Origin of the sequence: Lactobacillus xylocopicola (assembly GCF_033096005.1) — a bacterium.
GTDB classification, from domain to species: Bacteria; Bacillota; Bacilli; order Lactobacillales; family Lactobacillaceae; genus Lactobacillus; species Lactobacillus xylocopicola.
In genome coordinates, this window is record NZ_AP026803.1 from 1,244,870 (window position 1) to 1,268,958 (window position 24,089).

Genomic DNA, 24,089 nt, shown 5'->3' on the forward strand with positions numbered 1-24,089 from the left:
AATTATAACACGGATAAGTAAATATACCAATATTACTTATTGCTTAACACCGCATCAACACTCTCAAAGACCTCTTCGGGATTTCGTTCACCATTAACAACAGTCAACAAACCATGTGCCTGGTAATAATCTTTCAAAGGTGTATTCATCTTTTCGTTGACTTCTAAACGATTCTTGACAACTTCTGGCTTGTCATCTTCACGTTGGTAAAAATCATGGCTGCCACAACGATCGCAAGTGCCCTCAACCTTGGGCATCTTAGTCAACTTGTTGTAGGTGGCACCACAGTTTTTACACATAAAGCGGGCTGATAAGCGCTTGACTAAGGTTTCTTCCTTAACTTCAAGCGAGATTACGCTAGTCAAAGGCTTGTTTAACTTTTTGGTGATATCTTCCAAAAGTTCAGCTTGAACAATCGTCCGCGGAAAGCCATCTAAAATATAGCCTTTCTCAATATCAGGTTGCCCTAAACGCTCTTCAACCAACCTAGCAGTAACCTCGTCTGGTACCAAATCACCCTTGTCAATATAACTTTTGGCTTCAAGTCCAACCTTGGTCTTATTCGCCATTGCTTCTCTAAACATATCCCCAGTTGAGATATGAGTTAGCTGATATTTATCAACAATTTGCTCTGATACTGTACCCTTACCAGCTCCTGGCAATCCTAAAAGAAATAAGTTAATCATTAATCCGTCCCTATCTGATGAATCCTACATACTCTCGCTTCATTAATAATCCATTAATTTGACGAGATAACTCCAAGACAACTCCAATTACAATCAATAGACTAGTTCCTCCTAGTCCGATTGAACTAGGTAAATCCCAGAAATTAGTTGCAAGCTGGGGCAACAGTGCCACCAAGCCTAAGAAGACTGAACCAACAGTTGACAATCTAATTAACAACTTTGAAACATAATTTTGTGTATCTTTTCCTGGCCAAACGCTTGGAATATAAGCTCCTTGCTTTTGTAAGTTCTTAGCTAGCTTTTCAGGATTAACCTGAACAAAAGCATAGAAGAACGTAAAGAGCACGATCAGAATTGTATAAATAATCACCCCAGGGGTAGTTTGCATACTGAAGATATTGGTCATCACCTTGTACCATTCCTGATCGCCTTGCGTTCTTTGGAAGGCCATTAGAATAGTTGCTGGCGTGATAATAAACGAACTAGCAAAAATAACTGGAATAACACCAGAAACATTAACCTTTAGCGGCAAAAAGCTTTCTGATCCACTAATAGTTGCCCGTCTGGTATATTGGATTGGAATGCGGCGATCTGCCTGTTCAACCCAAGTAACGATCTGCGTTACGATTAGGATTGCAATGATAATCGCGATGAAGAACAAAATACCTTGCCAGCGATCACTCGCACTGTTGTTGATAATTTCATCTTTGTATAGCTGCCATAGTCCGCGAGGGAGTCTGGCAATAATTCCGGCAAAAATGATTACCGAAACTCCATTACCAAGACCCTTATCGGTGATTTCATCACCGAGCCAGGTCAATACCATTGTTCCTGCTGTCATAATGATAGCAATTTCTGCGTAGGTCTGCGGCGTTTGCGTTTTTACTAATCCCATCTGGGTTAACGCATTGAAACCTAGCGTAATACCAATACTTTGAAAGAAAGCCACTGCTAACGAGAGCCATCTAGTTACTTGATTGGTCTTACGGCGACCAACTTCACCTTGCTTGCCCCACTCTACTAAGGTTGGAACAATATCCATTTGCAACAATTGAATAACAATTTGCGCCGTAATATAGGGGGAAACACCTAGTGAAAAGATTGAATAATTATCTAGTCCACCACCGGAAACAGTATCCAACATTGGAACTAAGCCCGTTTGTGCAACTTGAGTAATCGCCTTTGCATTTACACCCGGAACAGTAATATTAGCTCCAATGCGGTAAATTAATAGAATAAGGAGGGTAAAATAAATTTTATTCCTAATCTCTTTATCCTTAAAGGCGTTCTTCAAGGTCGAAAACATTAGATCACCTCAATAGATCCGCCTGCAGCTTCAACTGCTTTTTGTGCAGCGGCGGAAACTTTGTTAACCTTTACGTTTAACTTAACTTTTAAATCACCCTTAGCGAGTAACTTAACGCCTGCTAATTCCTTCTTAACCAAGCCTTTTTCTTTCAGACTAGTAACAGTTACTTCGCTGCCATCTGCAAACTTGTTTAAGTCGTCTAAATTAATAATTGCGTATTCTTTACGGTTAATGTTATTGAAACCTCGCTTAGGCATAGTTCTGAACAGTGGCATCTGTCCACCTTCAAAACCTAAACGAGTATGTCCGCCTTGACGGGATAATTGTCCCTTTTGTCCACGACCGGAAGTCTTTCCGTGACCACTTGAAGTACCGCGACCAACGCGTTTTCTAGTACCACGTGAACCTTCAGCAGCATGTAATTCATTCAGCTTCATTAATTCAGCACCTCCTCTTTTATTTGTTAATCTCTTCAACCGAGATTAAGTGAGCAACTTTTAACAATGCACCACGAATGGAGGCATTGTCTGGTAGAGTAGCTGTACTGTTAATTCTACCAAGGCCAAGAGCCTTAACAATTTTCTTTTGGTCAGGTAGACGGTGCGCAGCACTTCTAATTAAAGTAACTTTTAATTCAGTCATTTATCTAGTCTCCCTAATCTAAACTTGCGTGACGAAGCTTTTCAACATCTTCACTAGTTCTAAGCTTCTTTAAACCATCAATTGTTGCACGAACAACATTAATTGGTGTATTTGATCCAAGTGACTTAGAAGTAACATCAGCGATACCGGCCATATCCATAACGATACGAACGGCACCACCGGCAGCAACTCCAGAACCAGCTGGAGCTGGCTTAATCAAAATGCTACCTGAACCGTAGTGGCCAATCACTTCGTGCGGAATGGTTGTACCAACCTTAGGAACAGTGATCATGTTCTTCTTACCAGCTTCGACGGCCTTACGGATTGCTTCTGGAACTTCTTGAGCTTTACCAGTACCAAAGCCTACACGACCTTTTTTGTCGCCCACGATTACTAGGGCAGCAAATCTCATTCGTTGACCACCCTTGACAACCTTGGTGACACGATTAATTGCTACTAACTGATCTTCGATGTCGTCTTTGTTTCTGCGATTATTACGAGAATCGTTGCGGTTTGCCATGTATTTTCTCCTTTCCTAGAAATCTAACCCGTTTTCACGCGCGGCGTCTGCCAAAGCTGAAATACGGCCGTGGTATAGATAACCACTTCTGTCGAAAACGACATTTGATATTTTCTTTGCCTTTGCTGCAGCGGCAATTGCCTTACCAACAGCTTGAGCTTGTTCGACCTTAGTTGATCCCTTAACAGAGTCATCCAAAGTTGAGGCACTTGCTAGCGTTACACCCGCTACGTCATCAATTAATTGAGCGTAGATGTTTTTGTTTGAACGAAAAACGCTTAAGCGTGGGCGCTCAGCAGTACCAGAAATTTTGCTACGAATACGTTTATGACGCTTTAAGCGTAATTTATTCTTATCTGGTTTTGAAATCACAATTTCACCTCAAAATTTATTTATTACTTACCTGTCTTACCTTCCTTACGACGTACGTATTCATCAGTATAGCGAATACCTTTACCCTTATATGGTTCAGGTGGACGTACATCGCGGATTTCAGCAGCAAATTGTCCAACATTTTGCTTAGAAATCCCTTCTACTTCAATTTCAGTAGCTGAAGTAGCTTTAACAGAAACACCTTCTGGTGCAGTCAATTCGACTGGGTGTGAGTAGCCAACGTTCAGAGTTAACTTGCTACCTTGTGCTGCTGCACGGTAACCAACCCCAATTAACTTCAAAGTCTTCTTGTAGCCATTAACTACACCTTCAACCATTGACGCTAAGTTTGCACGTTCCGTACCGTGAAGTGCTTTATCACTTTCACTCGAACGAGCAAAGTTAATCTTACCATCTTCTTGCTTAAAGGTAATTTTTGGATCAAAGTATCTAGTTAATTCACCCTTTGGTCCCTTGACAGTAATGTCGTTACCCTTTTTGGTAACAGTGACATTATCTGGGACTTCAATTGTTTTTAAACCTATCCGGCTCATTGATTATGCTCCTTTCTGTCAGAATTACCAAACGTAAGCAACAACTTCGCCGCCAACGTCTTTTTGTCTAGCTTCCTTGTCGGTAATCACACCAGCAGAAGTAGAAACGATGGCAATACCCAAGCCGTTAAGAACTTTAGGTAAATTTTCAGCGCCCACGTAATTTCTCAGACCTGGCTTTGAAATACGCTTCAAGCCTGAAATGACCCGTTCTCCGTCTGGACCATATTTCAAGAAAATCTTGATAATGCCCTGTTTGTTGTCATCAGTAACTTCGTAATCACGGATGAAGCCTTCGCGTTTCAAAATTTCCGAAATAGATTTTTTTATATTTGATGCAGGAATTTCAACAGAACTATGCTTTGCCATATTGGCATTTCTAATTCTAGTCAAGTAATCTGCGATCGGATCTGTCATGACCATTTATGCTATCCTCCTAACCGTATTACCAACTGGCCTTTTTAAGACCTGGGATTTGACCCTTGTGAGCTAAATCTTTCAGACAAATACGGCATAAGCCAAATTTACGGTAAACGGAGTGTGGACGACCACATCTCTCGCAACGAGTATATTCACGTGAAGAAAATTTAGCAGGACGATGATTTCTAATTTTTTGTGATGTTTTAGCCATTAATGTCCTCCATTATTTTGCAAACGGCATACCAAATTGACTTAAAAGCGCTTGTGCTTCTTCATCAGTATTGGCAGTAGTAACGATAACAACGTCTAAACCTCTTGTCCGATTGACTTTATCAAAGTCAATTTCCGGAAAAATCAATTGTTCCTTAATGCCTAAAGTATAGTTACCACGACCGTCAAACGAACGGCTTGAAACACCGCGGAAGTCACGAACACGAGGAAGTGAAACATTGACTAACTTGTACAAGAAATCATACATTCTATCTCCTCTAAGGGTTACCTTAGCACCGATAGACATACCCTCACGCAAGCGGAAGTTAGCGATTGACTTCTTAGCCTTCGTAACCAGTGGTTTTTGACCGGAAATTAGGGTTAATTCTGCCACTGCTTCGTCCAAATTCTTGGCATTAGCAACAGCGTCACCGACACCCATGTTCAAAACAATTTTTTCAATTTTAGGTACTTGCATTACAGACTTGTATTCAAACTTATCTTGCAGTGCAGGAACAATTTTTTCTTTATATTCTTGAGCTAAATAATTTGCCATTTGTGTCCTCCCTTCTATTTCTTATTCTTTGTTTCTTCTTTTTTGCTTTCAGACTTGGCAATAACCTTTACATTTGAAGCGTGAATTGAACCATTTGATTCAACAACACCACCATTTGCATTAGTTTGTGAAGGTTTTTCATGTTTCTTAATTGTATTAACACCCTTAACAACCACCCGGTTCTTCTTGGTGTTAACTGAAACAACAATCCCTTCTTTGCCTTTGTCTTTTCCAGCAATAACCTTTACTTTGTCACCAGTTTTAACAAACATCAGTGCACCTCACTTATAAGACTTCAGGAGCAAGAGAGACGATCTTCATAAAGTCGTGCTCACGCAACTCACGTGCAACAGGCCCAAAGATACGAGTACCACGAGGGCTTTTATCTTCATTAACAACTACGCCGGCGTTCTCATCAAATTTGATGTATGAACCATCTTCGCGGCGTGCGCCTGATTTTGTTCTAACAATGACAGCTTTGACAACGTCACCTTTTTTGACAACGCCACCTGGTGTTGCTTGTTTGACAGTTGCTACTACGATGTCACCAATGTTACCGGTCTTACGCTTTGATCCACCTAAGACCCTAATAACTAAAAGTTCTCTGGCACCTGAGTTATCAGCAACCTTCAAACGGGATTCATTTTGAATCACTGTATAATCCTCCCCTCACTAAATCCGCAAGTTAAACAGATTTCTTGACAATTTCAACTAAACGAAAGCGCTTTGTACGAGATAATGGACGAGTTTCCATGATACGAACAGTATCGCCAACTTTAGCTTCATTATTTTCGTCTTGTGCGTAGTATTTTTTCGAATATTTGATACGCTTCTTGTATACAGGGTGATTCTTGTAAGTATCAACAACAACTGTAATTGTCTTGTCGTTCTTATCAGAAATTACGCGACCTTGATATACGTGACGATGATTTCTTTCGATTGATTCGCTCAAGTTAATAACTCCCTTCCACTAATCGTTTTTCAATGCTTGTTCGCTAAGAATTGTCTTAATTCTAGCAATATTTTTGCGGACTTTGCTTAGGCGAGCGGTATTTTCTAATTGACCCGTTGCTTGTTGGAAACGCAAGTTAAAGAGTTCTTCTTTGTATTGCTTTTCCTTGTCTAACATTTGATCAGTGGTTAATGCTCTGATTTCCTTAGCCTTCATTAGAATCGCCACCTACTTCCGAACTTTTAATCACAAACTTACATTTGATTGGTAACTTAGTTGAAGCAAGACGAAGTGCTTCACGCGCAACTTCTTCGCTGACGCCACCAATTTCAAACATAACTTTTTCTCTTTTTACTACGGCTACCCAACCTGCTGGTGCACCCTTACCAGAACCCATACGCACACCGACACCTTTGGCAGTGTATGATTTTTGTGGGAAAATTCTGATCCAAACTTTACCGCCACGCTTCATGTAACGTGTCATCGCAACACGGGCAGCTTCGATTTGTTGAGAAGTGATCCAGTGAGATTCGAGGGCTTGTAAGCCAAATTCACCAAAGACAACGGTTTTACCGCCTTTGGCAGCACCACGCATCTTTCCACGAAATTCGCGACGGTGTTTTACTCGCTTTGGTACTAGAGGCATTATTTGTTTCCTCCCTTCACTTGTTCAGGCTTCTTACTCTTGGAAGGTAAGACTTCACCCCGGTTGATCCATACTTGAACACCAATTTCACCGTAAGTGGTGTAGGCATTTACCCAAGCATAATCAATATCCGCTCTTAAAGTTTGTAGTGGTACTCGTCCTTCGGTGTGCCACTCTCTTCTTGCCATGTCGGCACCGTTCAAACGACCAGAGGTTTGTACTCTGATTCCCTTGGCACCAGCACGCATTGATCTCTGTGTAACTTGTCTAATTGCCCGTCTAAAAGCAATACGAGCTTCAAGTTGACTGGCAATGCTTTCAGCTACTAGCTTAGCATCGAGATCCGGTTTCTTGATTTCAACAATATTAACGTGAACCTGCTTGTTAGTCAAAGCATTCAATTTGCTTCTTAAAGTTTCAACTTCAGAACCGCCTTTACCAATTACCATACCTGGTTTTGAGGTATTGATTGATACGTTAATTCTGTTTGCTGCACGCTCAATTTCAACAGTAGAAACAGAGGCATCCTTTAACGTTTTGGAAATGAAATTTCTGATTTTCAAATCTTCGTTTAAGGTTTCTTTATATCCTCTGTCAGCATACCATTTGGATTCCCAATCACGAATCACGCCGAGACGAAAACCGTTTGGGTTAATCTTTTGACCCATCAATATACCTCCCTTAATCGTTCTTTTCTGAAACAACTACAACTACATGACTAGTTCTCTTGTTAATCGGAGAAGCCATTCCTTTGGCACGTGGCCGAAATCTCTTTAGTGTGGCACCTTCATTAACGTATGCTTCTGATACGTACAGGTTTGCACTTTCAAGATCGTAGTTGTGTTCTGCGTTAGCAATAGCTGAACGCAGAACCTTTTCAACGATTGGGGAAGCAGCTCTAGGCGTAAATTGCAAGATTGCCAATGCTTCAGCAACGTCTTTGCCACGAATCAAGTCGACGACTAGGCGCGCTTTTCTTGCAGCAATCCGAACAGTTCTTGCTTCAGCCCTAGCTGAACTAATTTGTTCTGCCATTTAAGTGTTTCTCCTTCCTCTATTTTGCAGTAGCCTTATCAGCTGATGTCTTGTGTCCACGGAATGTTCTCGTTGGAACAAATTCACCTAACTTATGGCCAACCATGTCTTCAGTCACATAAACCGGGACATGTTTTCTACCATCGTAAACAGCTATAGTCAATCCAACGAAGGAAGGGAAAATAGTTGAACGACGAGACCAAGTCTTAATAACTTGCTTTTTCTCTGTGTCAGCTTGTGCATCAACTTTCTTTAACAATGATGCATCTGCAAAAGGCCCTTTTTTAATACTACGGCTCATTAATTAACCCTCCTTCTATTACTTGCTGCCCTTACGGTGACGAATAATTAACTTCTCACTAGCTTGCTTCTTGTTTCTGGTCTTAACACCACGAGCCTTCTTGCCCCATGGCGTCATTGGTTGCGGACGACCAACTGGGGCCTTACCTTCACCACCACCATGTGGGTGATCGTTAGGGTTCATAACCGAACCACGAGATTGTGGACGTCTGCCTAACCAACGGCTACGACCAGCCTTACCTAACTGAATCAGTGAGTGCTGCTCGTTGCCAACGACTCCAATAGTTGCCCGGCAAACTGACAAGATCTTACGAACTTCGCCACTTTGCAGTCTAACCAAGGTGTATTTACCATCATTACCCAAGAGCTGGGCACTAGTACCGGCACTTCTAACGAGTTGACCACCCTTACCTGGTCTCATTTCAATGTTGTGAATTGAGGTACCAGTAGGAATATCCTTTAATGGTAGCGCGTTACCTGGCTTGATATCAGCATCTGAACCAGATTCAACAATGTCGCCTACCTTTAGTCCCTTAGGAGCTAAGATGTAAGCCTTAATACCATCGGTGTAGTGCAGTAATGCAATGTTAGCTGTTCTGTTAGGATCATATTCGATTGCCTTAACAACTGCTTTAACCTCGTCCTTATTACGTTTAAAATCGATGATACGGTATTTCTGCTTGTGACCACCGCCACGGTGTCTACTAGTAATATGACCATATGAATTACGACCTGCAGTATGTGATTGTGATTCAAGCAAGGTACGTTCTGGCTTGCTCTTAGTAATCTCAGCAAAGTCGGAAGAAGTCATATTACGGCGACCGTTGGTGGTTGGCTTATAAACTTTAATAGCCAATTGACTGACCTCCTATTACTTACTTTCTTCGTTGTTTTCATCTTTAAAAATCTTGATGTCGTTTGAATCGTTAGTCAAAGTAACAATTGCCTTACGGCTACGAGCAGTCTTACCAAAGTAACGACCAACCCGCTTGTCTTTACCGCGAACATTCATAATGTTAACTTTCTTAACTTTAACATCAAAAATTTCTTCAACAGCATCGCGAACTTGCGTCTTGGTTGCGGTTAAAAGCACGTTGAAAGTGTACTTCTTATCATCCATTAAGTTCGTTGACTTTTCAGTAATGACAGGTCTTAAAATGATATCATGTGCACTCATTTCTCCGCAGCCCCCTCAACATTCTTTTCAATCACTTCAATAGCATCCTTAGTTAAGATCAACTTGTCGAAATTGACAACATCTTCAACATTCAAACCATTGATCGTAATTACCTTCACGTTTGGCAGGTTCTTAGCTGACAGTTGAACATTTTTGTCCTCTGAAACAACCAATACTTTGCCTTCAACTTTTAAGCCGTCTAAGATTGACTTGAATTCTTTAGTTTTAGGAGCTGACATAGTCAACTGGTCTAAAACAATTAAGTTTTCATCAATCAGCTTTTGGGAAAGAACTGACTTGATAGCCAAGCGACGTTGCTTTCTTGGCATTGAGTACGCGTAAGAACGTGGAGTTGGTCCAAAGACTACACCACCGCCGCGCCATTGTGGCGATCTGATGGAGCCTTGACGAGCACGACCGGTACCCTTTTGCTTCCATGGTTTCTTACCACCACCACGAACAGCAGATCTATTTTTAACCTTTGAGGTACCTTGACGCCTGCCAGCTCTTTGTCTGATGATTGCATCGAAGACGACGCTTTCGTTTGGTTCAATCCCAAATACTTCATCCTTCAAAGTAACCTTACCAGCATCTTTACCTTGTTGATCGATAACTTTTAAATTAGCCATTCTAGTCCTCCTTCCTATTTATTACTCTTAACAGCAGTTTTAACAGTAATTAATGAGTTCTTCGCACCTGGAACATTGCCCTTAATTAGCAATACGTTCTTATCAGCGACAACTTTCTCAATTACTAGATTTTCAATGGTAACTTTCTTCGTCCCCATGTGCCCTGGCAAACGCTTGCCCTTTGGTACACGGTTGATAATAGAACCCATTGAACCAGGAATTCTGTGGTATCTAGAACCGTGAGTTTCTGGTCCACGTGATTGGCCCCAACGCTTAATGTTACCTTGGTATCCATGACCTCTTGTAATTCCAGTAACGTCAACTACGTCACCTTCCTTAAATGTGTCCACAGTAATTTCTGAGCCGACTTCGTAGTCCTTAAGCTCAACTCCGCGGATTTCACGTATGAAGCGCTTAGGCGACGTCTTTGCTTTTTCAGCATGACCTTTTTCTGGTTTGTTGCTCAAAACTTCACGCTTGTCTTGGTATCCTACCTGAATTGCTTCGTAGCCGTCTGATTCAACAGTCTTAACTTGCATAACAACGTTAGGCGCTGCTTCAACAACAGTTACGGGCACAAGGATACCATCTTTGGTGAAGACTTGAGTCATACCGACTTTTCTTCCTAAGATTCCTTTGGTCATGATCACACCTCTTTCTTTTTTAAAAATTATAACTTGATTTCGATGTCAACGCCGCTTGGTAGATCAAGCTTCATTAAAGAATCAACAGTCTTAGGTGTTGGGTTCAAAATATCGATTAACCGCTTGTGGGTCCGCATTTCGAACTGTTCACGTGAGTCCTTGTTCTTGTGTGGTGAACGCAGAACAGTAAACAATACCCTTTCTGTTGGCAGCGGAACTGGACCTGAAATTTCAGCACCAGTTCTCTGCGCAGTAGCTACAATTTTAGCAGCTGATTCATCGAGAATACCATGTTCGTAAGACTTAAGTCTAATACGAATTGATTGACTTGCCATTAAGTAACCTCCTTAACGTCCTCTTTAAAAGATGACTAGCTTCCGCAAAAATTCCCAGCACTACCTCTGTGGCAATGCAGCCAGGTGTGCCGCAACCTTTTGCATCAACGCTTTACAACAATAACGTGCATTAGGGCAGACTACGCCCTAAAAGCACAAAGACTAGTATACCGATCATAAGCTGAAATGGCAAGGGTTTTGGGAGATTTTCTTAATCTTTTTGTTAAAAGTTAGTCGGCCCATTTTTCCAAAAACAAAAAGATACATTTTTCAACTGTATCTTTGGCATTTTAGGTTTTTACTTATTATGCAGACGGGCCAGGCCCTCAGCTGCCTTAGGCCATAATAGGTTGAGTACTAGTAAGGCCGCAATGGCAATTAGCAGAACCCGGCAGCCAGTAGCAAAATTTAGCTGGAAGTTGAGCTTTTCAAAATGATTATTTAGATTGCCCGTGACTACCTTGCTACTTGTACACAAAAAGAGACATTGGCTCTACCAATGTCTCGGCTTGTAATCTTATATTCAATTTTTACTTCCACCAAGATTAGTCAGCGTGACCGCCGCGCGTCTTGATGATCTCTTCCTGGATTGACTTAGGCGTAACCGCATAGTGATCAAAGACCATTGTGAAGGTACCACGACCCTGAGTGGATGACCGCAAAGTAGTTGCGTAACCAAACATCTCAGCCAGTGGCACCATTGAGTTTAAGACTTTGGCCCCAGCACGATCTTCCATGTTGTCCATCGTACCACGACGAGCGGTAATGGAACCCATAACGTCACCTAAGTAATCCTCTGGCGTAATTACTTGCACCTTCATAATTGGTTCAAGAATAACAGCACCAGCTTGCGGTGCAGCATTTCTCAACGCCAATGACGCAGCAACCTTGAAGGCAGCTTCTGAAGAGTCGACTTCGTGGTAACTACCATCATAAAGCTTGGCCTTAACATCAATGAGCGGGTAGCCAGCAAGGATACCGTTCTTCATTGATTCTTGCAGTCCAGCGTCGACAGATGGAATAAATTCACGCGGAACAACCCCACCGACAATCGCATCTTCGAACTCATAGCCCTTACCACGGTCATTTGGTGTGAATTCAATCCAAACGTCACCGTATTGACCTTTACCACCAGATTGACGAACGAACTTACCTTGTGCCTTGGTCGGCTTAGTGAAAGTTTCACGGTAAGCAACTTGTGGCTCACCGATCTTAGCTTCAACGTGGAATTCACGCTTCATCCGTTCAACCATGATTTGCAGGTGCAATTCACCCATTCCCGAAATCAGGGTTTGACCGGTTTCTGCGTTAGTTTCAGCTCTAAAAGTTGGGTCTTCTTCAGTTAACTTTTGCAGGGCAACGTCAAGCTTGTCACGATCAGCCTTTGATTCTGGCTCAATTGAAACCTGGATAACTGGATCTGGGACTTCCAAACTTTCCAAAATCAAGGGGTGGTCAGGATCAGTGAGCGAATCACCCGTTGTAGTATTCTTCAGACCAATAGCACCAGCGATATCCCCGGAAAACACTTCAGAAATTTCACTTCTAGAGTTGGCATGCATCTGAAGTAGACGGCCAACCCGTTCACGGCTATTTTTAGAAGCATTCAAAACGTAAGAACCTGATTCAAGTGATCCCGTGTAGATCCGAATATAAGTCAAACGTCCAACAAATGGGTCCGTAGCAATCTTGAAGGCCAAAGCTGAGAACGGCTTGTTATCGCCAGCAACCAGCTCAACTTCTTCGTCGGTCTTAGGATCATGTGCAATGTACGGCTTAACGTCCAATGGAGATGGCAAGTAGTCCACCACACCGTCAAGCATCATCTGAACACCCTTGTTCTTAAAGGCTGAACCAGCAAATACAGGGAAAATATCTAAGTTTAAAGTAGCCTTACGAATGGCCTTTTTTAGCTCTTCGTTAGAAATCTCTTCGCCGCCCAGGTACTTCTCCATGATCGCGTCATCAACATCAGCAACTTGTTCAACTAAGTCGTTACGACGCTTTTCAGCTTCTTCCTTATATTCGTCAGGAACTGGAATACTTTCCCAGCTGGAACCAAGCTTGTCTTCATCATAAACGTCAGCAACCATTTCAATTAAGTCGATTACGCCTTCAAAAGTTTCGGCTGAACCAATTGGCATTTGCACAGCTAAAGCGTTGGCATTTAAACGTTCATGCAAAGAAGTCACAGACTTATCAAAGTCTGCACCAATTTTGTCCATCTTGTTGATAAAAACAATTCGAGGAACACCGTAAGTTTCAGCTTGGCGCCAAACGTTTTCAGTTTGTGGTTCAACCCCAGCTTGAGCATCGAGAACGGTTACCGCACCATCGAGCACACGTAGTGACCGTTCAACTTCGATCGTGAAGTCAACGTGTCCTGGAGTATCGATAATGTTAATTCGGTAGTCTTTCCATTGTGCAGTCGTGGCGGCTGACGTAATGGTAATCCCACGTTCTTTTTCTTCTTCCATCCAGTCCATCTGGGAGTCACCTTCGTGAGTCTCACCAATCTTGTGGATCTTACCAGTATAGTAAAGAATACGCTCAGTAGTGGTAGTCTTACCCGCGTCGATGTGGGCCATGATACCAATATTACGTGTTTTTTCTAATGGAAATTCACGCTTATTAGCCATAAAATTTTCTCTCCTTAAAAATTAGAAACGATAGTGAGCAAATGCACGGTTGGCTTCAGCCATTCTGTGTACGTCTTCACGTTTCTTAACTGCTGAACCAGTGTTGTTGGAAGCATCAATGATCTCATTGGCTAAACGCTCGTCCATTGTGTGTTCATTACGCAGACGAGCGTATGAAACAAGCCATCTTAAGCCCAGTGTCGTTCTTCTTTCCGGACGAACTTCAACTGGAATTTGGTAGTTGGAACCACCGATCCGGCGAGCCCGAACTTCCAATACTGGCATAATGTTGTTCATTGCTTCTTCAAAAACGTCAAGTGGTTCCTTGCCGGTCTTGTCTTTCACGATGTTGAAAGCATCATAAAGGATTGAAGATGCCTTAGCTCTCTTACCATCAAGCATCAAGTGATTGATCAACTTAGTAACGAGCTTTGAGTTGTAAACTGGATCTGCTAAAATATCTCTTTTAGTTACGTGTCCTTTTCTAGGCATTATTTAACTCCCCCTTAATCTTTCTTAGCACCGTACTTCGAACGGCCTTGTTTTCTGCCATCAACGCCGGCAGTATCAAGCGCACCACGAACAATGTGGTACCGAACACCAGGAAGGTCCTTAACACGACCACCACGGATTAAAACAACCGAGTGCTCTTGCAAGTTGTGGCCTTCACCTGGAATATAAGCGGTAACTTCGATTAAGTTAGAAAGACGTACACGAGCATACTTACGTAGTGCCGAGTTTGGCTTCTTTGGCGTCATTGTACCAACACGAGTTGCAACACCACGCATTTGTGGTGCTGGGTTGGCAACTAGTTCCTTCTTCATACTGTTGTAGCCAAAGCCTAGAGCAGGTGATTTTGACTTAGTCGTCTTGGTGTGACGACCTTTTCTTACCAATTGGTTAATGGTTGGCATTAAATTTTTCCTCCTAAAATCGATTATTCTGTTCACACACCCAGGAGTTTCTTTTTTATTCCTGAGTTATTCTTCAAAATATACAAAGACTATTGTACGCCCTTCAGTAAAAAAAGCAATCCTTATTCTTAAAAAGATTGCCTGCTTTTTTACGTATTTAATTTGGAGGAGGACCAATAATGAAAGGAATATTTTATCTGACAAACTTCGTCCTGGGAACATGTCTCGCCTCTCACGCAGCCGTTATCTGTGACCGTTTTTTAACCGCTGACTTTATGCTGGGGCGATCACGCTGTTCTGCTTGCCACAGCACACTCAATCTGCTGGACGAACTGCCAATTATTTCTTACTTCTGGCTGCGTGGCAAGTGCCGTTATTGTCAGGCCTCAATTCCCGTCAAACTACCAATCATTGAAATTATCGGTGGCTTCGCCTATACCAGCCTTGACTTCAGCACTAGTACAGGGTGGTTGACAGCTCTCTTACTCTTCAGTCTGCTGTTGGCTGCCATTTGCGACTACACACAGCAAGAATTTTACTTAGTCATGCTGCTACCTGCAATTATCCTGGCCCTTAGTCAAGTTGGTAACCTCCGCTACTATCAACTGCTTGAATACATTGAATTACTTCCTATTCTTATTACTTTAATTTGCTATACTTGTGCTGGGAAATTTGGCAGCGGCGATTTAATCATTTACCTCATTTTAGTGCTTTATTTTGGTCCAACCTTTACTAACCACGTTTTACTTTCCGCTGCTCTTTTCTTTGTGGCACAGTTCTTATTTGAAATAAAGTCAGCTTCAGCCCAAAAAGCAACTGCCTTCGTCCCCTACATCTTTTTGGGACTAGTCGTGCAATTACTGGCTGAATTATAAAAAAGCGTTTCTACATTGATGTGAACCCCAAAATTAGGACAGTTTAATAAATTTTAGCTGAGGACTAACTCCCGATATTCAAGCGGGGTTAGTCCTTTTAGTTTGGTCTTGATTCTTTTGGTATTCTTTTGGTATTGTAGAGTAATATACCTTCTGATTGCTTCTTCTAGTACAGTTATATTCTTGAAACTTTATTCAAAGCCATAGAACATTTCCCTTTTAATGATGGGTGACAGGTAAGTCTTCTGACCCTTTAATTTAAATTCAGTCACGTCTGAATACCACTTGTGCTCAGGGTAAATCGCCCCCAAATTGCGTTTAACCAAGTCGGGCTTGATTGGTCCTTGGATACCGCGGTAGCTCGAATACTTGTGCCAGCGTTTACTGACTAAGCCAAAGAGTTTTAGCTTGCTCATCAGTCGTTGCACTTTCTTGTGATTGATTATTAGGCCACGCCGCCTGAGTTCCAGGGTAATGCGGCGGTAACCATAACGATGTTTATGTTCTTCATAGATGCCCTTGATTTCTACCATTACGGCTTTGTTGTCTTGATCCTGATGGCTCTTCTTAAGCGTGTAGTAGTAATTACTGCGCGACAAGTGTGGTAGGTCAGGATTGGCATTAATGGTATCAAGAATAAAGGTCACACTAACTTTGAGTTCGTGTTTTAGTTCGGTAACTGCCTGAGCTATTTCCGCGGCTTGCGGTTCTTGGCCCGCTGGTCGACTAAGGCTTGCAATTTTTTTACGAATTCGTTCTCGATGGTCAGCTTTAAGTTCTGCTGGCGTAAGCGCTCGTTCTCTTGCTTTAAGCGGTGGTTCTCCTGCTTGATCTGTTGCTCTTTTTTGGTGGTCATGGCGTCGTCGTCCTTTCTGGTGGTTAACGACATTATACCCATTTTCACGGTATTGGCGCAGCCAATTAGCCAACATGCCGGAACTTTTTAGTTCCAGATCAAGTGATACTTGATACGTGGACTCGTGTTTGACTAGCACCCGCCTAATCGCCTGCTCTTTAAACGCAATTGAATAGCTTGTATATGGCTGATCCAAACTAACTAAGCCATGACGCTTAATGAGGGCTAAGAGATAATTAATAGTCGATGGATTAACCCGGTAGCGGCGACTCAATTCCTTAGACCCAACCTGATAGTTTTGCCAAAGATTAAAGATATCAATTTTGTCTTGTTTAGATAATTTAGTCATCATAAAAACCCCGAAGTTGTCTTAACTTCGGGGTTCACATCATAATGTAGAAACGCTTTTTTAAAGTTTAGGCCTGTGGTTCCTCTGCTTCGTCAGTCTCCTTCATCTCTTTTTCGATGTCAGCGATTGAATAAACAGATTCCGGCTTTTTCGTGTCAGATTCAGGTTCCATGTCCCGATAAACTGGCAAACCAGTACCAGCTGGAATAATCTTACCAATAATTACATTTTCTTTCAGCCCAAGCAGGGGGTCATTCTTACCCCTGATTGAAGCATCCGTTAGAACACGAGTCGTTTCCTGGAAGGAAGCAGCCGACAAGAAACTATTCGTCTCAAGCGCTGCCTTAGTAATTCCCAGAATGACGCTTTGGGCTGTTGCTGGAATACCTCCAGAAATGATTACAGCTGTGTTGCGTTCTTTGAACTGCCCAACATCCATAATTTCACCTGGAAGCAGGGTGGTCTCCCCTGGATCAAGTACACGGACCTTCTGCAGCATCTGTCTGGTCAAAACCTCGACGTGCTTGTCAGAAATGTCCACACCTTGCATCCGGTATGCCTTCTGCACTTCAACCAGGATATACTCTTCGGTTGTTAGTGTATCAGTAACCTGGATTAATTCTTTAGGATCAATTGAACCAAGCGTCAGCTTGTCACCGCGCTGCACCTCATCACCTTCAGCAACCGCCACTGAAGCAGTATAAGGAATACTGTAGCTTCTAGTGTCGATCCTACCCTTAACGGTAATTTCACGTGTATGCTCAGCCGGATTTTCTTGAATTGCATCAATTGTCCCATCAACCTCGGAAATAATTGCGCGACCCTTTGGATTACGGGCTTCAAACAGCTCTTGCACACGCGGAAGACCTTGAGTAATATCTTCGGCACCGGCAACACCACCGTTGTGGAAAGTACGCAGAGTAAGTTGGGTTCCTGGTTCACCAATTGATTGGGCAGCTACAGTACCAACTGCTTCCCCAACTTCTACCTCTTCACCAGTGGCTAAATTCATGCCGTAACACTTGCGACAAACACCATGAGAGGTGTCACAAGTCAAAATTGACCTGATTTTGACATTAGTTACACCAGCATCACAAATTTGATGCGACAAGTTTTCATCCATCATGACATTCGGCTTAACAATTGCTTCACCAGTCTGCGGATCCTTAACGGTCTCAGCCGTGAAACGACCAAGTAAACGGTCATAGAGGGGCTCAATTAACTCGTCGCCTTCCATAATTGCATGAACGTCAATGCCACGGTCTGTCCCACAATCATCTTCGCGAATAATTACGTCCTGGGCAACATCAACTAATCGCCGCGTCAAGTAACCTGACTGGGCCGTCTTTAGCGCCGTATCGGTCATCCCCTTACGGGCGCCGTGGGTGGACATGAACAGTTCTAGAACGGAAAGTCCTTCTTTGAAGTTTGAAGTAACCGGGATTTCAAACAGTCCACCGTTCGGAGTAGCCATCAAGCCACGCATTCCGGCTAATTGCGTAAAGTTAGAAATGTTACCACGAGCACCAGAGTCGGCCATGATAGTGATTGGGTTACGTGGATCGTAGATCTGCGCAATCTCATCTTGAACCTCATCCTTACACTCATTCCAGATACTAATTACCCGATCGTGACGCTCTTCTTCAGTAATTAATCCGCGTCTAAACTGCTTAGAAACAACATCAACCTGCTTGTGGGCCTTGTCTACCTTTTCGTCCTTGTCATCAATTTCAGGAACATCAGTCATTCCGATAGTAATACCTGAAGTAGTTGAACTGATGTAGCCTAAAGTCTTCAAATCGTCCAAGTATTCCGAAGTTCTTTGGACCCGGTAATATTTGTAAATAGTGGCTATAGAATCCGATAAGAATGACTTCTTGAACGGAGTTGAAACCAATTCGTTCGCGACGTCATCGATCTTTTGACGGATATCTTCACCCGGTTCCAAAAAGTATTTAGCAGCAAGCGGATTATTCAGATTTTCTTCAGTTGGCTCATTAACGTAGAAGTAGTCTTCTGGGAAAATTTGATTGAAGATTATGCGGCCATAAGTAGTGATAAAGATGCCGTGTTCATAACCCTTAGGCCATGCTTTTTGCGGCATTGAATCAGCAGCCATACCAATAATTGAGTGATAGTGAATATCACCATTATTGTAGGCAACAGTCGCTTCATCGGGAGAATTGAACATCATGCCCTCGCCTTCACGACCCTTTTCGGCTTGGGTTAACCAGTAGTTACCCAACACAATATCCTGAGATGGTGTGACGATTGGCTTACCGTCCTTAGGTGCCAAAATATGGTGAGCGGCTAGCATCAAGAGCCGTGATTCGGCAACAGCTTCATCAGATAAAGGAACATGAATCGCCATCTGGTCACCATCGAAGTCAGCATTGTAAGCTTCACAAGTCAGGGGATGGAGGCGGATCGACTTACCAGGAACTAAAACTGGCTCAAAGGCTTGGATACTTAACCGGTGCAAGGTAGGTGCACGGTTGAGCAAGACGGTTCTCTCCTTAATGACACTTTCCAGTACATCCCAGACATCGTCATCTTCTCGATCAATTTTGCGCTTGGCACTCTTAATGTTCGAAGCTAGCTTGCGCTTAACTAATTCGTGCATCACAAATGGCTTGAACAATTCAAGTGCCATCGGACGCGGAACACCACATTGGTAGAACTTTAATTTGGGTGAAACATCAATAACTGAACGACCAGAGTAGTCAACCCGCTTACCAAGTAAGTTTTGGCGGAAGCGCCCTTGCTTACCCTTCAGCATATGTGAAAGGGACTTCAACGGACGATTACCAGGCCCCACCACCGAACGACCGCGCCGCCCGTTGTCGATTAAAGCGTCAACTGCTTCCTGCAACATCCGCTTCTCATTTTGGACAATAATGTTCGGTGCATTCAAGTCAAGCAAACGCTTCAGTCGGTTGTTACGATTGATCACGCGCCGGTATAAGTCGTTTAAGTCAGAAGTAGCAAAACGACCACCTTCTAACTGAACCATCGGCCGCAAGTCGGGCGGGATTACAGGAACGGCGTCGATGACCATCCACTCGGGCTTATTTCCGGAATTATTAAAGGCATCCAAAATATCGAGCCGTCTAATTGCGCGTGTTCGCTTTTGACCAGTAGCAGTTTCAAGTTCTTTTCTTAAGTCCTTGACTTCCTTGCCCAAGTCAACCTTGCGCAGCAGGTCGCGAATTGCTTCTGCACCCATCTTGGCGTCAAATCGATTGCCGTACTTTTCCTTTTGTTCACGGTACTCGACTTCAGTCAATAATTGCTTAAATTCAAGCTCAGTATCACCGGGATCAATCACAATGTAGGCAGCAAAGTAAATTACTTCTTCAAGTAATCTTGGTGACATATCTAGAATTAGGCCCATCCGTGACGGAATACCTTTAAAGTACCAGATATGGGTAACGGGCGCCGCCAACTCAATATGGCCCATCCGTTCTCTTCTAACTTTAGAGGAGGTAACTTCGACTCCACAACGATCACAAACGATCCCGCGGTATCTTACACCCTTATACTTACCACATGCACAAGCCCAGTCTTTAGTTGGCCCAAAGATTCTTTCATCGAATAAGCCGTCTTTTTCAGGCTTTAGGGTCCGATAATTAATCGTCTCTGGCTTTTTGACTTCACCATACGACCAACTCCGAATCTTATTCGGGGAAGCAAGACCAATTTGCATGCTTTCAAATTTGTTTACGTCAATCAAAAGTCTAACCTCCTAGTTATTTAGAAATCTTGTTATCATCATCGGACTTATCGACAGGAGTTTCAGACTCGGTGGATTCTACCGGCTCACCGGCTTCACCGTCATCAGAAGCGTCAGCTGTTGCGGCTAACTTCTTCTTTTGCTGCTCTTCAGCCATCTTGGACAGGGTATCGATGTTCAAGTGCTCGTTTGAATCATCATCCATGTCACGCAATTCAATTTCCTTGTGATCCATGTCAAGAACACGAATATTCAATCCTAACGATTGTAATTCCTTAACTAACACGCGGAAAGATTCAGGAACGCCTGGCTTTGGAATTCTTTCGCCTTTGACCACAGCTTCATAGGCCTTGACCCGGCCAACAACGTCATCTGACTTGTAAGTCAAGATCTCTTGCAGAGTGTACGCGGCACCATAAGCTTCAAGGGCCCAAACTTCCATTTCACCAAAACGCTGTCCACCAAACTGGGCTTTACCCCCAAGCGGTTGTTGAGTAACCAGCGAGTATGGCCCAATTGAACGGGCGTGAATCTTATCATCAACCATGTGGGTTAGCTTCAAGTAGTGCATAATTCCCACCGAAACACGGTTATGGAAGGGTTCTCCTGTGCGGCCATCGTAAAGCACGGTCTTACCGTCGCGGTCAACACCGGCCTTGTGAACCGTATCCCAAACATCATCTTCACTAGCACCATCAAATACCGGCGTAGCAACATGAATGCCGAGTCGGTTAGCAGCCCAACCCAAGTGTAATTCAAGCAGCTGTCCAATGTTCATACGTGAAGGGACACCCATTGGGTTCAAACAAATATCAACCGGTGTACCATCTGGTAAGTAGGGCATATCCTCTTCCGGGACAACGGCCGCAACCGTACCCTTGTTACCATGCCGCCCAGACATCTTGTCACCAACTTGAATTTTCCGTTTTTGCGCAATGTAAACACGAACTAAGGTATTAACGCCAGGTGCTAATTCGTCACCGTTCTCACGGGTATAGACTTTGACATCGCGGACAATTCCGCCACCACCATGCGGTACTCGAAGAGAAGTATCACGCACTTCGCGGGCTTTTTCACCAAAAATTGCGTGCAAGAGGCGCTCTTCGGCTGAAAGTTCAGTCACACCCTTAGGTGTAACCTTACCAACTAAAATATCGCCGTCATGAACTTCTGCTCCGATGCGGACAATACCTTGACTGTCAAGGTCTTTTAGTGCATCCTCACCCACATTAGGTAATTCACGCGTAATTTCTTCAGGACCAAGCTTGGTATCACGTGCTTCTGACTCATAATCTTCAATACTGATTGAAGTGTACACATCATCCTTGACCAGGTGTTCTGAAAGCATAATGGCATCTTCATAGTTGTACATATTCCAAGTCATAAAGGCGATTACCGGGTTTTGACCCAAAGCCAGTTCGCCATGATCCATCGTTGGACCGTTAACAATCACTTCGCTCTCTTCAACCTTATCACCCAACTTAACGTTCGGTGTCTGGTTGTATGACTTAGAGTTATTTGACCGGCGGTACTTTTCAAGCGTGTACTTGTCTAAAGTTCCGTCTGCACGTCTAATTCTGATGGTATTGGCATCAACGTACTCAACTGTCCCAGCTGCTTCAGCCAAAACCGCAGCACCAGAATCGTGGGCGGCCCGATATTCCATACCAGTACCAACTAAAGAGCTGTGCGGGTTGATAAGTGGAGCTGCCTGACGCTGTTGGTTGGCCCCCATCAATGCCCGGTTAGAGTCATCATTTTCTAGGAAAGGAATACAGGCGGAAGCAACCGACACAACCTGCTTAGGAATAACATCCATATAGTCGATCTTGTCTGGGCTAACTTCAATGTTGTCTTCCTTATGTCGCGCTAAAATCAAGTCGTCCTCAAAGGAACCATCCGGATTCAACTTAGCGTTGGCACCCGCAATGATGTAATTATCCTCAACGTCGGCAGTTAAGTAATCAATCCGGTCTGTAACCTTGTGGGTCGTCCAGTCGACCCGCCGATACGGCGTTTCAATAAAGCCGTACTTGTTAATCACCGCATAAGTAGCCAGCGAGTTAATTAGCCCGATGTTAGGACCTTCTGGTGTTTCGATTGGGCACAGACGGCCATATTGCGTATAGTGCACATCCCGAACTTCATATCCGGCACGATCCCGCGTCAAACCACCAGGTCCTAAGGCAGACATCCGGCGTTTGTGCGTTAACTCACCTAAGGGGTTGTGCTGATCCATAAACTGGGATAACTGCGATGAGCCAAAGAATTCCTTGATGCTGGCGACAATCGGACGGATATTAATTAATTGTTGCGGGGTGACCGTTGATGGGTCTTGAATGGACATTCTTTCCCTTACAACCCGTTCCATTCGTGCTAAACCAATTCTAAATTGGTTTTCCATTAATTCACCAACCCGACGAATACGGCGATTACCTAAGTGATCAATGTCATCAGTATTACCAATACCATCTTGTAGCAGGAGGAAGTAATTGATTGAGGCCAAAACATCGGCTGGGGTCAGATACTTCACGTTCTCATCAATGTGACCATTAGAAATAAGTTTAACCACACGCTCGGGATTTACCTTGGAGTAGACCTTAATCTCCTGAACGCTAATTGGGTCTTGCAAAACCCCTTCTTTAGAAGGTTCATAAGTAACCATCTTGAAGTCATCACGATCAAGGTACTGCTCAAGCGTTTCCATTAGCTCATGAGTAACTACAGTATCCTTCTTGGCAATGATTTCACCAGTATCTGGGTCTGCTAAAGTTTCAGCCAGTGTTTCACCATAAAGACGGTTCTTGAGCGACAACTTCTTGTTAACCTTGTACCGACCAACTGGTGCCAAGTCATAACGACGTGGATCAAAGAAGCGCGCATAGAGCAGTGAACGGGACGAATCGGTGGTCTTCGGTTCACCTGGACGCAAGCGCTCATAAACATCTTTCAGCGCTTCGGCAACCCGTGAATCGGCTGGGTTCTTATGTACATCCTTGTCTAAAGTGAATTGCAGCGTATCACTTTGACCAAAAATATCTAGAATTTCATCGTCTGAACCAATACCAAGAGCTCTAATCAGAACGGTCAAAGGCAACTTACGAGTACGGTCCACACGCACGTATGAGACATTTTTGGCATCAGTTTCATATTCCAGCCAGGCACCGCGGTTAGGAATAACCGTCGTGCCAAAGATTTCACGGCCATTCTTGTCATAGTCACCTGAATAATACACACTCGGGGACCTAACTAATTGAGAAACGATGACTCTTTCTGCACCATTAATGATAAAAGAACCTGATTCCGTCATCAGCGGTAAATCGCCAAAAAAGACATCTTGGGTCTTGATTTCACCGGTTTTTTGGTTGGTCAACTTCAGCGTGACGTTCATTGGTGCAGAATAAGTTGCATCATGATCCCGGGCTTCATCGACAGTATACTTTGGCTTCTGCAGTTTGTAGCCAATATATTCCAGCGATAGCTTACCTGAAAAGTCACTAATTGGCATAATGTCGTCAAAGACGTCCTTTATACCTTCATCCAAAAACCATTGATATGATTCGTTTTGGACATCTGTCAAGTTGGGTAATTTCAGCACTTCTTTAATGCGGGAAAAACTACGCCTTGTACGATGTTTGCCAAAATTTACTACGTGTCCGTTTAACAAGGAGAAAACATCCTTTCTATTCAGAGAAAGCTAATATTACATTTTGGTTACAATTTCAAAAAGCTGGAA

The 24,089-nt window shown here is 43.3% G+C and carries 32 protein-coding genes; 1 reads left to right on the forward strand and 31 read right to left on the reverse strand.

Translation table 11 applies throughout. From position 1 onward, the window contains the following. Window positions 1-32: 32 nt before the first annotated feature. The 27 genes from R8389_RS06020 to rpsL form a co-directional block, all read right to left on the reverse strand. Window positions 33-686 (reverse strand): adenylate kinase, encoded by a 654-nt coding sequence (locus tag R8389_RS06020; protein WP_317637128.1) that lies wholly within the window; start codon window positions 684-686, stop codon window positions 33-35. 10 nt (window positions 687-696) lie between these two features. Then, window positions 697-1,992, reverse strand: a complete 1,296-nt coding sequence (gene secY, locus R8389_RS06025; RefSeq protein WP_317637129.1) for a preprotein translocase subunit SecY — start codon at window positions 1,990-1,992, stop codon at window positions 697-699. Further along, the gene (rplO, locus tag R8389_RS06030; RefSeq protein ID WP_317637130.1) at window positions 1,992-2,432 is read right to left on the reverse strand and encodes a 50S ribosomal protein L15; all 441 of its coding nucleotides are present in this window, start codon (window positions 2,430-2,432) and stop codon (window positions 1,992-1,994) included. Before rplO ends, secY begins: the two co-directional genes overlap by 1 nt. Before the next feature lie 19 nt (window positions 2,433-2,451). Then, the gene (rpmD, locus tag R8389_RS06035; protein WP_317637131.1) at window positions 2,452-2,637 is read right to left on the reverse strand and encodes a 50S ribosomal protein L30; all 186 of its coding nucleotides are present in this window, start codon (window positions 2,635-2,637) and stop codon (window positions 2,452-2,454) included. Window positions 2,638-2,650: 13 nt separating this feature from the next. Next, a complete protein-coding gene (gene rpsE / locus R8389_RS06040; RefSeq protein ID WP_317637132.1) occupies window positions 2,651-3,157 on the reverse strand; it encodes a 30S ribosomal protein S5 in 507 nt (168 codons plus the stop codon). A 15-nt stretch (window positions 3,158-3,172) separates the two neighbouring features. Then, entirely contained in the window at window positions 3,173-3,529 is a 357-nt protein-coding gene (rplR, locus tag R8389_RS06045) for a 50S ribosomal protein L18 (protein WP_317637133.1), read from the reverse strand. 23 nt (window positions 3,530-3,552) lie between these two features. Then, the gene (gene rplF / locus R8389_RS06050; protein WP_317637134.1) at window positions 3,553-4,083 is read right to left on the reverse strand and encodes a 50S ribosomal protein L6; all 531 of its coding nucleotides are present in this window, start codon (window positions 4,081-4,083) and stop codon (window positions 3,553-3,555) included. 24 nt (window positions 4,084-4,107) lie between these two features. Continuing rightward, the gene (rpsH, locus tag R8389_RS06055; RefSeq protein WP_317637135.1) at window positions 4,108-4,506 is read right to left on the reverse strand and encodes a 30S ribosomal protein S8; all 399 of its coding nucleotides are present in this window, start codon (window positions 4,504-4,506) and stop codon (window positions 4,108-4,110) included. Window positions 4,507-4,528: 22 nt separating this feature from the next. After that, on the reverse strand, window positions 4,529-4,714 hold the full coding sequence (locus R8389_RS06060) for a type Z 30S ribosomal protein S14 (protein WP_046307561.1): 186 nt from the start codon (window positions 4,712-4,714) through the stop codon (window positions 4,529-4,531). Between the two features lie 12 nt (window positions 4,715-4,726). Next, a complete protein-coding gene (gene rplE, locus R8389_RS06065) occupies window positions 4,727-5,269 on the reverse strand; it encodes a 50S ribosomal protein L5 (RefSeq protein WP_317637136.1) in 543 nt (180 codons plus the stop codon). 14 nt (window positions 5,270-5,283) lie between these two features. After that, window positions 5,284-5,541, reverse strand: coding sequence for a 50S ribosomal protein L24 (gene rplX / locus R8389_RS06070; RefSeq protein WP_317637137.1), 258 nt, complete (start codon window positions 5,539-5,541; stop codon window positions 5,284-5,286). A 13-nt stretch (window positions 5,542-5,554) separates the two neighbouring features. Further along, window positions 5,555-5,923: a 50S ribosomal protein L14 gene (gene rplN / locus R8389_RS06075; RefSeq protein WP_317637138.1), complete on the reverse strand. Its 369-nt coding sequence runs from the start codon at window positions 5,921-5,923 to the stop codon at window positions 5,555-5,557. Window positions 5,924-5,954: 31 nt separating this feature from the next. Continuing rightward, window positions 5,955-6,221, reverse strand: a complete 267-nt coding sequence (gene rpsQ / locus R8389_RS06080) for a 30S ribosomal protein S17 (protein ID WP_317637139.1) — start codon at window positions 6,219-6,221, stop codon at window positions 5,955-5,957. An 18-nt stretch (window positions 6,222-6,239) separates the two neighbouring features. Then, window positions 6,240-6,437: a 50S ribosomal protein L29 gene (rpmC, locus tag R8389_RS06085; protein WP_317637140.1), complete on the reverse strand. Its 198-nt coding sequence runs from the start codon at window positions 6,435-6,437 to the stop codon at window positions 6,240-6,242. Then, window positions 6,427-6,867, reverse strand: a complete 441-nt coding sequence (gene rplP / locus R8389_RS06090) for a 50S ribosomal protein L16 (protein ID WP_317637141.1) — start codon at window positions 6,865-6,867, stop codon at window positions 6,427-6,429. Before rplP ends, rpmC begins: the two co-directional genes overlap by 11 nt. Further along, window positions 6,867-7,535, reverse strand: coding sequence for a 30S ribosomal protein S3 (rpsC, locus tag R8389_RS06095; protein ID WP_317637142.1), 669 nt, complete (start codon window positions 7,533-7,535; stop codon window positions 6,867-6,869). Before rpsC ends, rplP begins: the two co-directional genes overlap by 1 nt. A gap of 13 nt (window positions 7,536-7,548) precedes the next feature. Continuing rightward, window positions 7,549-7,902, reverse strand: a complete 354-nt coding sequence (gene rplV, locus R8389_RS06100) for a 50S ribosomal protein L22 (protein ID WP_122018831.1) — start codon at window positions 7,900-7,902, stop codon at window positions 7,549-7,551. Between the two features lie 19 nt (window positions 7,903-7,921). Next, window positions 7,922-8,203 carry a 30S ribosomal protein S19 gene (gene rpsS, locus R8389_RS06105; RefSeq protein WP_317637143.1) on the reverse strand — a complete coding sequence of 94 codons (282 nt, stop codon included), beginning with the start codon at window positions 8,201-8,203 and terminating at the stop codon, window positions 7,922-7,924. 18 nt (window positions 8,204-8,221) lie between these two features. Beyond that, window positions 8,222-9,058, reverse strand: coding sequence for a 50S ribosomal protein L2 (rplB, locus tag R8389_RS06110; protein ID WP_317637144.1), 837 nt, complete (start codon window positions 9,056-9,058; stop codon window positions 8,222-8,224). Window positions 9,059-9,073: 15 nt separating this feature from the next. Next, window positions 9,074-9,379, reverse strand: coding sequence for a 50S ribosomal protein L23 (gene rplW / locus R8389_RS06115; protein WP_317637145.1), 306 nt, complete (start codon window positions 9,377-9,379; stop codon window positions 9,074-9,076). Next, a complete protein-coding gene (gene rplD / locus R8389_RS06120) occupies window positions 9,376-10,008 on the reverse strand; it encodes a 50S ribosomal protein L4 (RefSeq protein ID WP_317637146.1) in 633 nt (210 codons plus the stop codon). The genes rplW and rplD overlap by 4 nt, the downstream gene beginning before the upstream one ends. 14 nt (window positions 10,009-10,022) lie before the next feature. Next, window positions 10,023-10,652, reverse strand: a complete 630-nt coding sequence (rplC, locus tag R8389_RS06125) for a 50S ribosomal protein L3 (RefSeq protein WP_317637147.1) — start codon at window positions 10,650-10,652, stop codon at window positions 10,023-10,025. Between the two features lie 26 nt (window positions 10,653-10,678). Beyond that, entirely contained in the window at window positions 10,679-10,987 is a 309-nt protein-coding gene (rpsJ, locus tag R8389_RS06130; protein ID WP_317637148.1) for a 30S ribosomal protein S10, read from the reverse strand. A 298-nt stretch (window positions 10,988-11,285) separates the two neighbouring features. Continuing rightward, entirely contained in the window at window positions 11,286-11,465 is a 180-nt protein-coding gene (locus R8389_RS06135) for a hypothetical protein (RefSeq protein ID WP_317637149.1), read from the reverse strand. 67 nt (window positions 11,466-11,532) lie between these two features. Beyond that, on the reverse strand, window positions 11,533-13,626 hold the full coding sequence (gene fusA / locus R8389_RS06140) for an elongation factor G (RefSeq protein ID WP_317637150.1): 2,094 nt from the start codon (window positions 13,624-13,626) through the stop codon (window positions 11,533-11,535). A gap of 21 nt (window positions 13,627-13,647) precedes the next feature. Continuing rightward, window positions 13,648-14,118 carry a 30S ribosomal protein S7 gene (rpsG, locus tag R8389_RS06145; RefSeq protein ID WP_317637151.1) on the reverse strand — a complete coding sequence of 157 codons (471 nt, stop codon included), beginning with the start codon at window positions 14,116-14,118 and terminating at the stop codon, window positions 13,648-13,650. A gap of 14 nt (window positions 14,119-14,132) precedes the next feature. Beyond that, the gene (gene rpsL / locus R8389_RS06150) at window positions 14,133-14,540 is read right to left on the reverse strand and encodes a 30S ribosomal protein S12 (protein WP_317637152.1); all 408 of its coding nucleotides are present in this window, start codon (window positions 14,538-14,540) and stop codon (window positions 14,133-14,135) included. 179 nt (window positions 14,541-14,719) lie between these two features. Here rpsL and R8389_RS06155 point away from each other — a divergent pair, with 179 nt between their 5' ends. Then, window positions 14,720-15,415 (forward strand): prepilin peptidase, encoded by a 696-nt coding sequence (locus R8389_RS06155; RefSeq protein WP_317637154.1) that lies wholly within the window; start codon window positions 14,720-14,722, stop codon window positions 15,413-15,415. A gap of 53 nt (window positions 15,416-15,468) precedes the next feature. On the opposite strand, the gene R8389_RS07880 is transcribed toward R8389_RS06155, so the two are convergent. The 4 genes from R8389_RS07880 to rpoB all read right to left on the reverse strand — a co-directional run bounded on the left by R8389_RS07880 (window position 15,469) and on the right by rpoB (window position 24,020). Beyond that, window positions 15,469-15,594 carry an IS3 family transposase gene (locus R8389_RS07880; protein WP_425604671.1) on the reverse strand — a complete coding sequence of 42 codons (126 nt, stop codon included), beginning with the start codon at window positions 15,592-15,594 and terminating at the stop codon, window positions 15,469-15,471. A gap of 12 nt (window positions 15,595-15,606) precedes the next feature. Next, window positions 15,607-16,623 (reverse strand): IS3 family transposase, encoded by a 1,017-nt coding sequence (locus R8389_RS06160; RefSeq protein WP_425604625.1) that lies wholly within the window; start codon window positions 16,621-16,623, stop codon window positions 15,607-15,609. A 64-nt stretch (window positions 16,624-16,687) separates the two neighbouring features. Beyond that, window positions 16,688-20,353 (reverse strand): DNA-directed RNA polymerase subunit beta', encoded by a 3,666-nt coding sequence (rpoC, locus tag R8389_RS06165; protein WP_317637155.1) that lies wholly within the window; start codon window positions 20,351-20,353, stop codon window positions 16,688-16,690. A gap of 16 nt (window positions 20,354-20,369) precedes the next feature. Continuing rightward, the gene (gene rpoB, locus R8389_RS06170) at window positions 20,370-24,020 is read right to left on the reverse strand and encodes a DNA-directed RNA polymerase subunit beta (protein ID WP_317637156.1); all 3,651 of its coding nucleotides are present in this window, start codon (window positions 24,018-24,020) and stop codon (window positions 20,370-20,372) included. Window positions 24,021-24,089 lie beyond the last annotated feature (69 nt).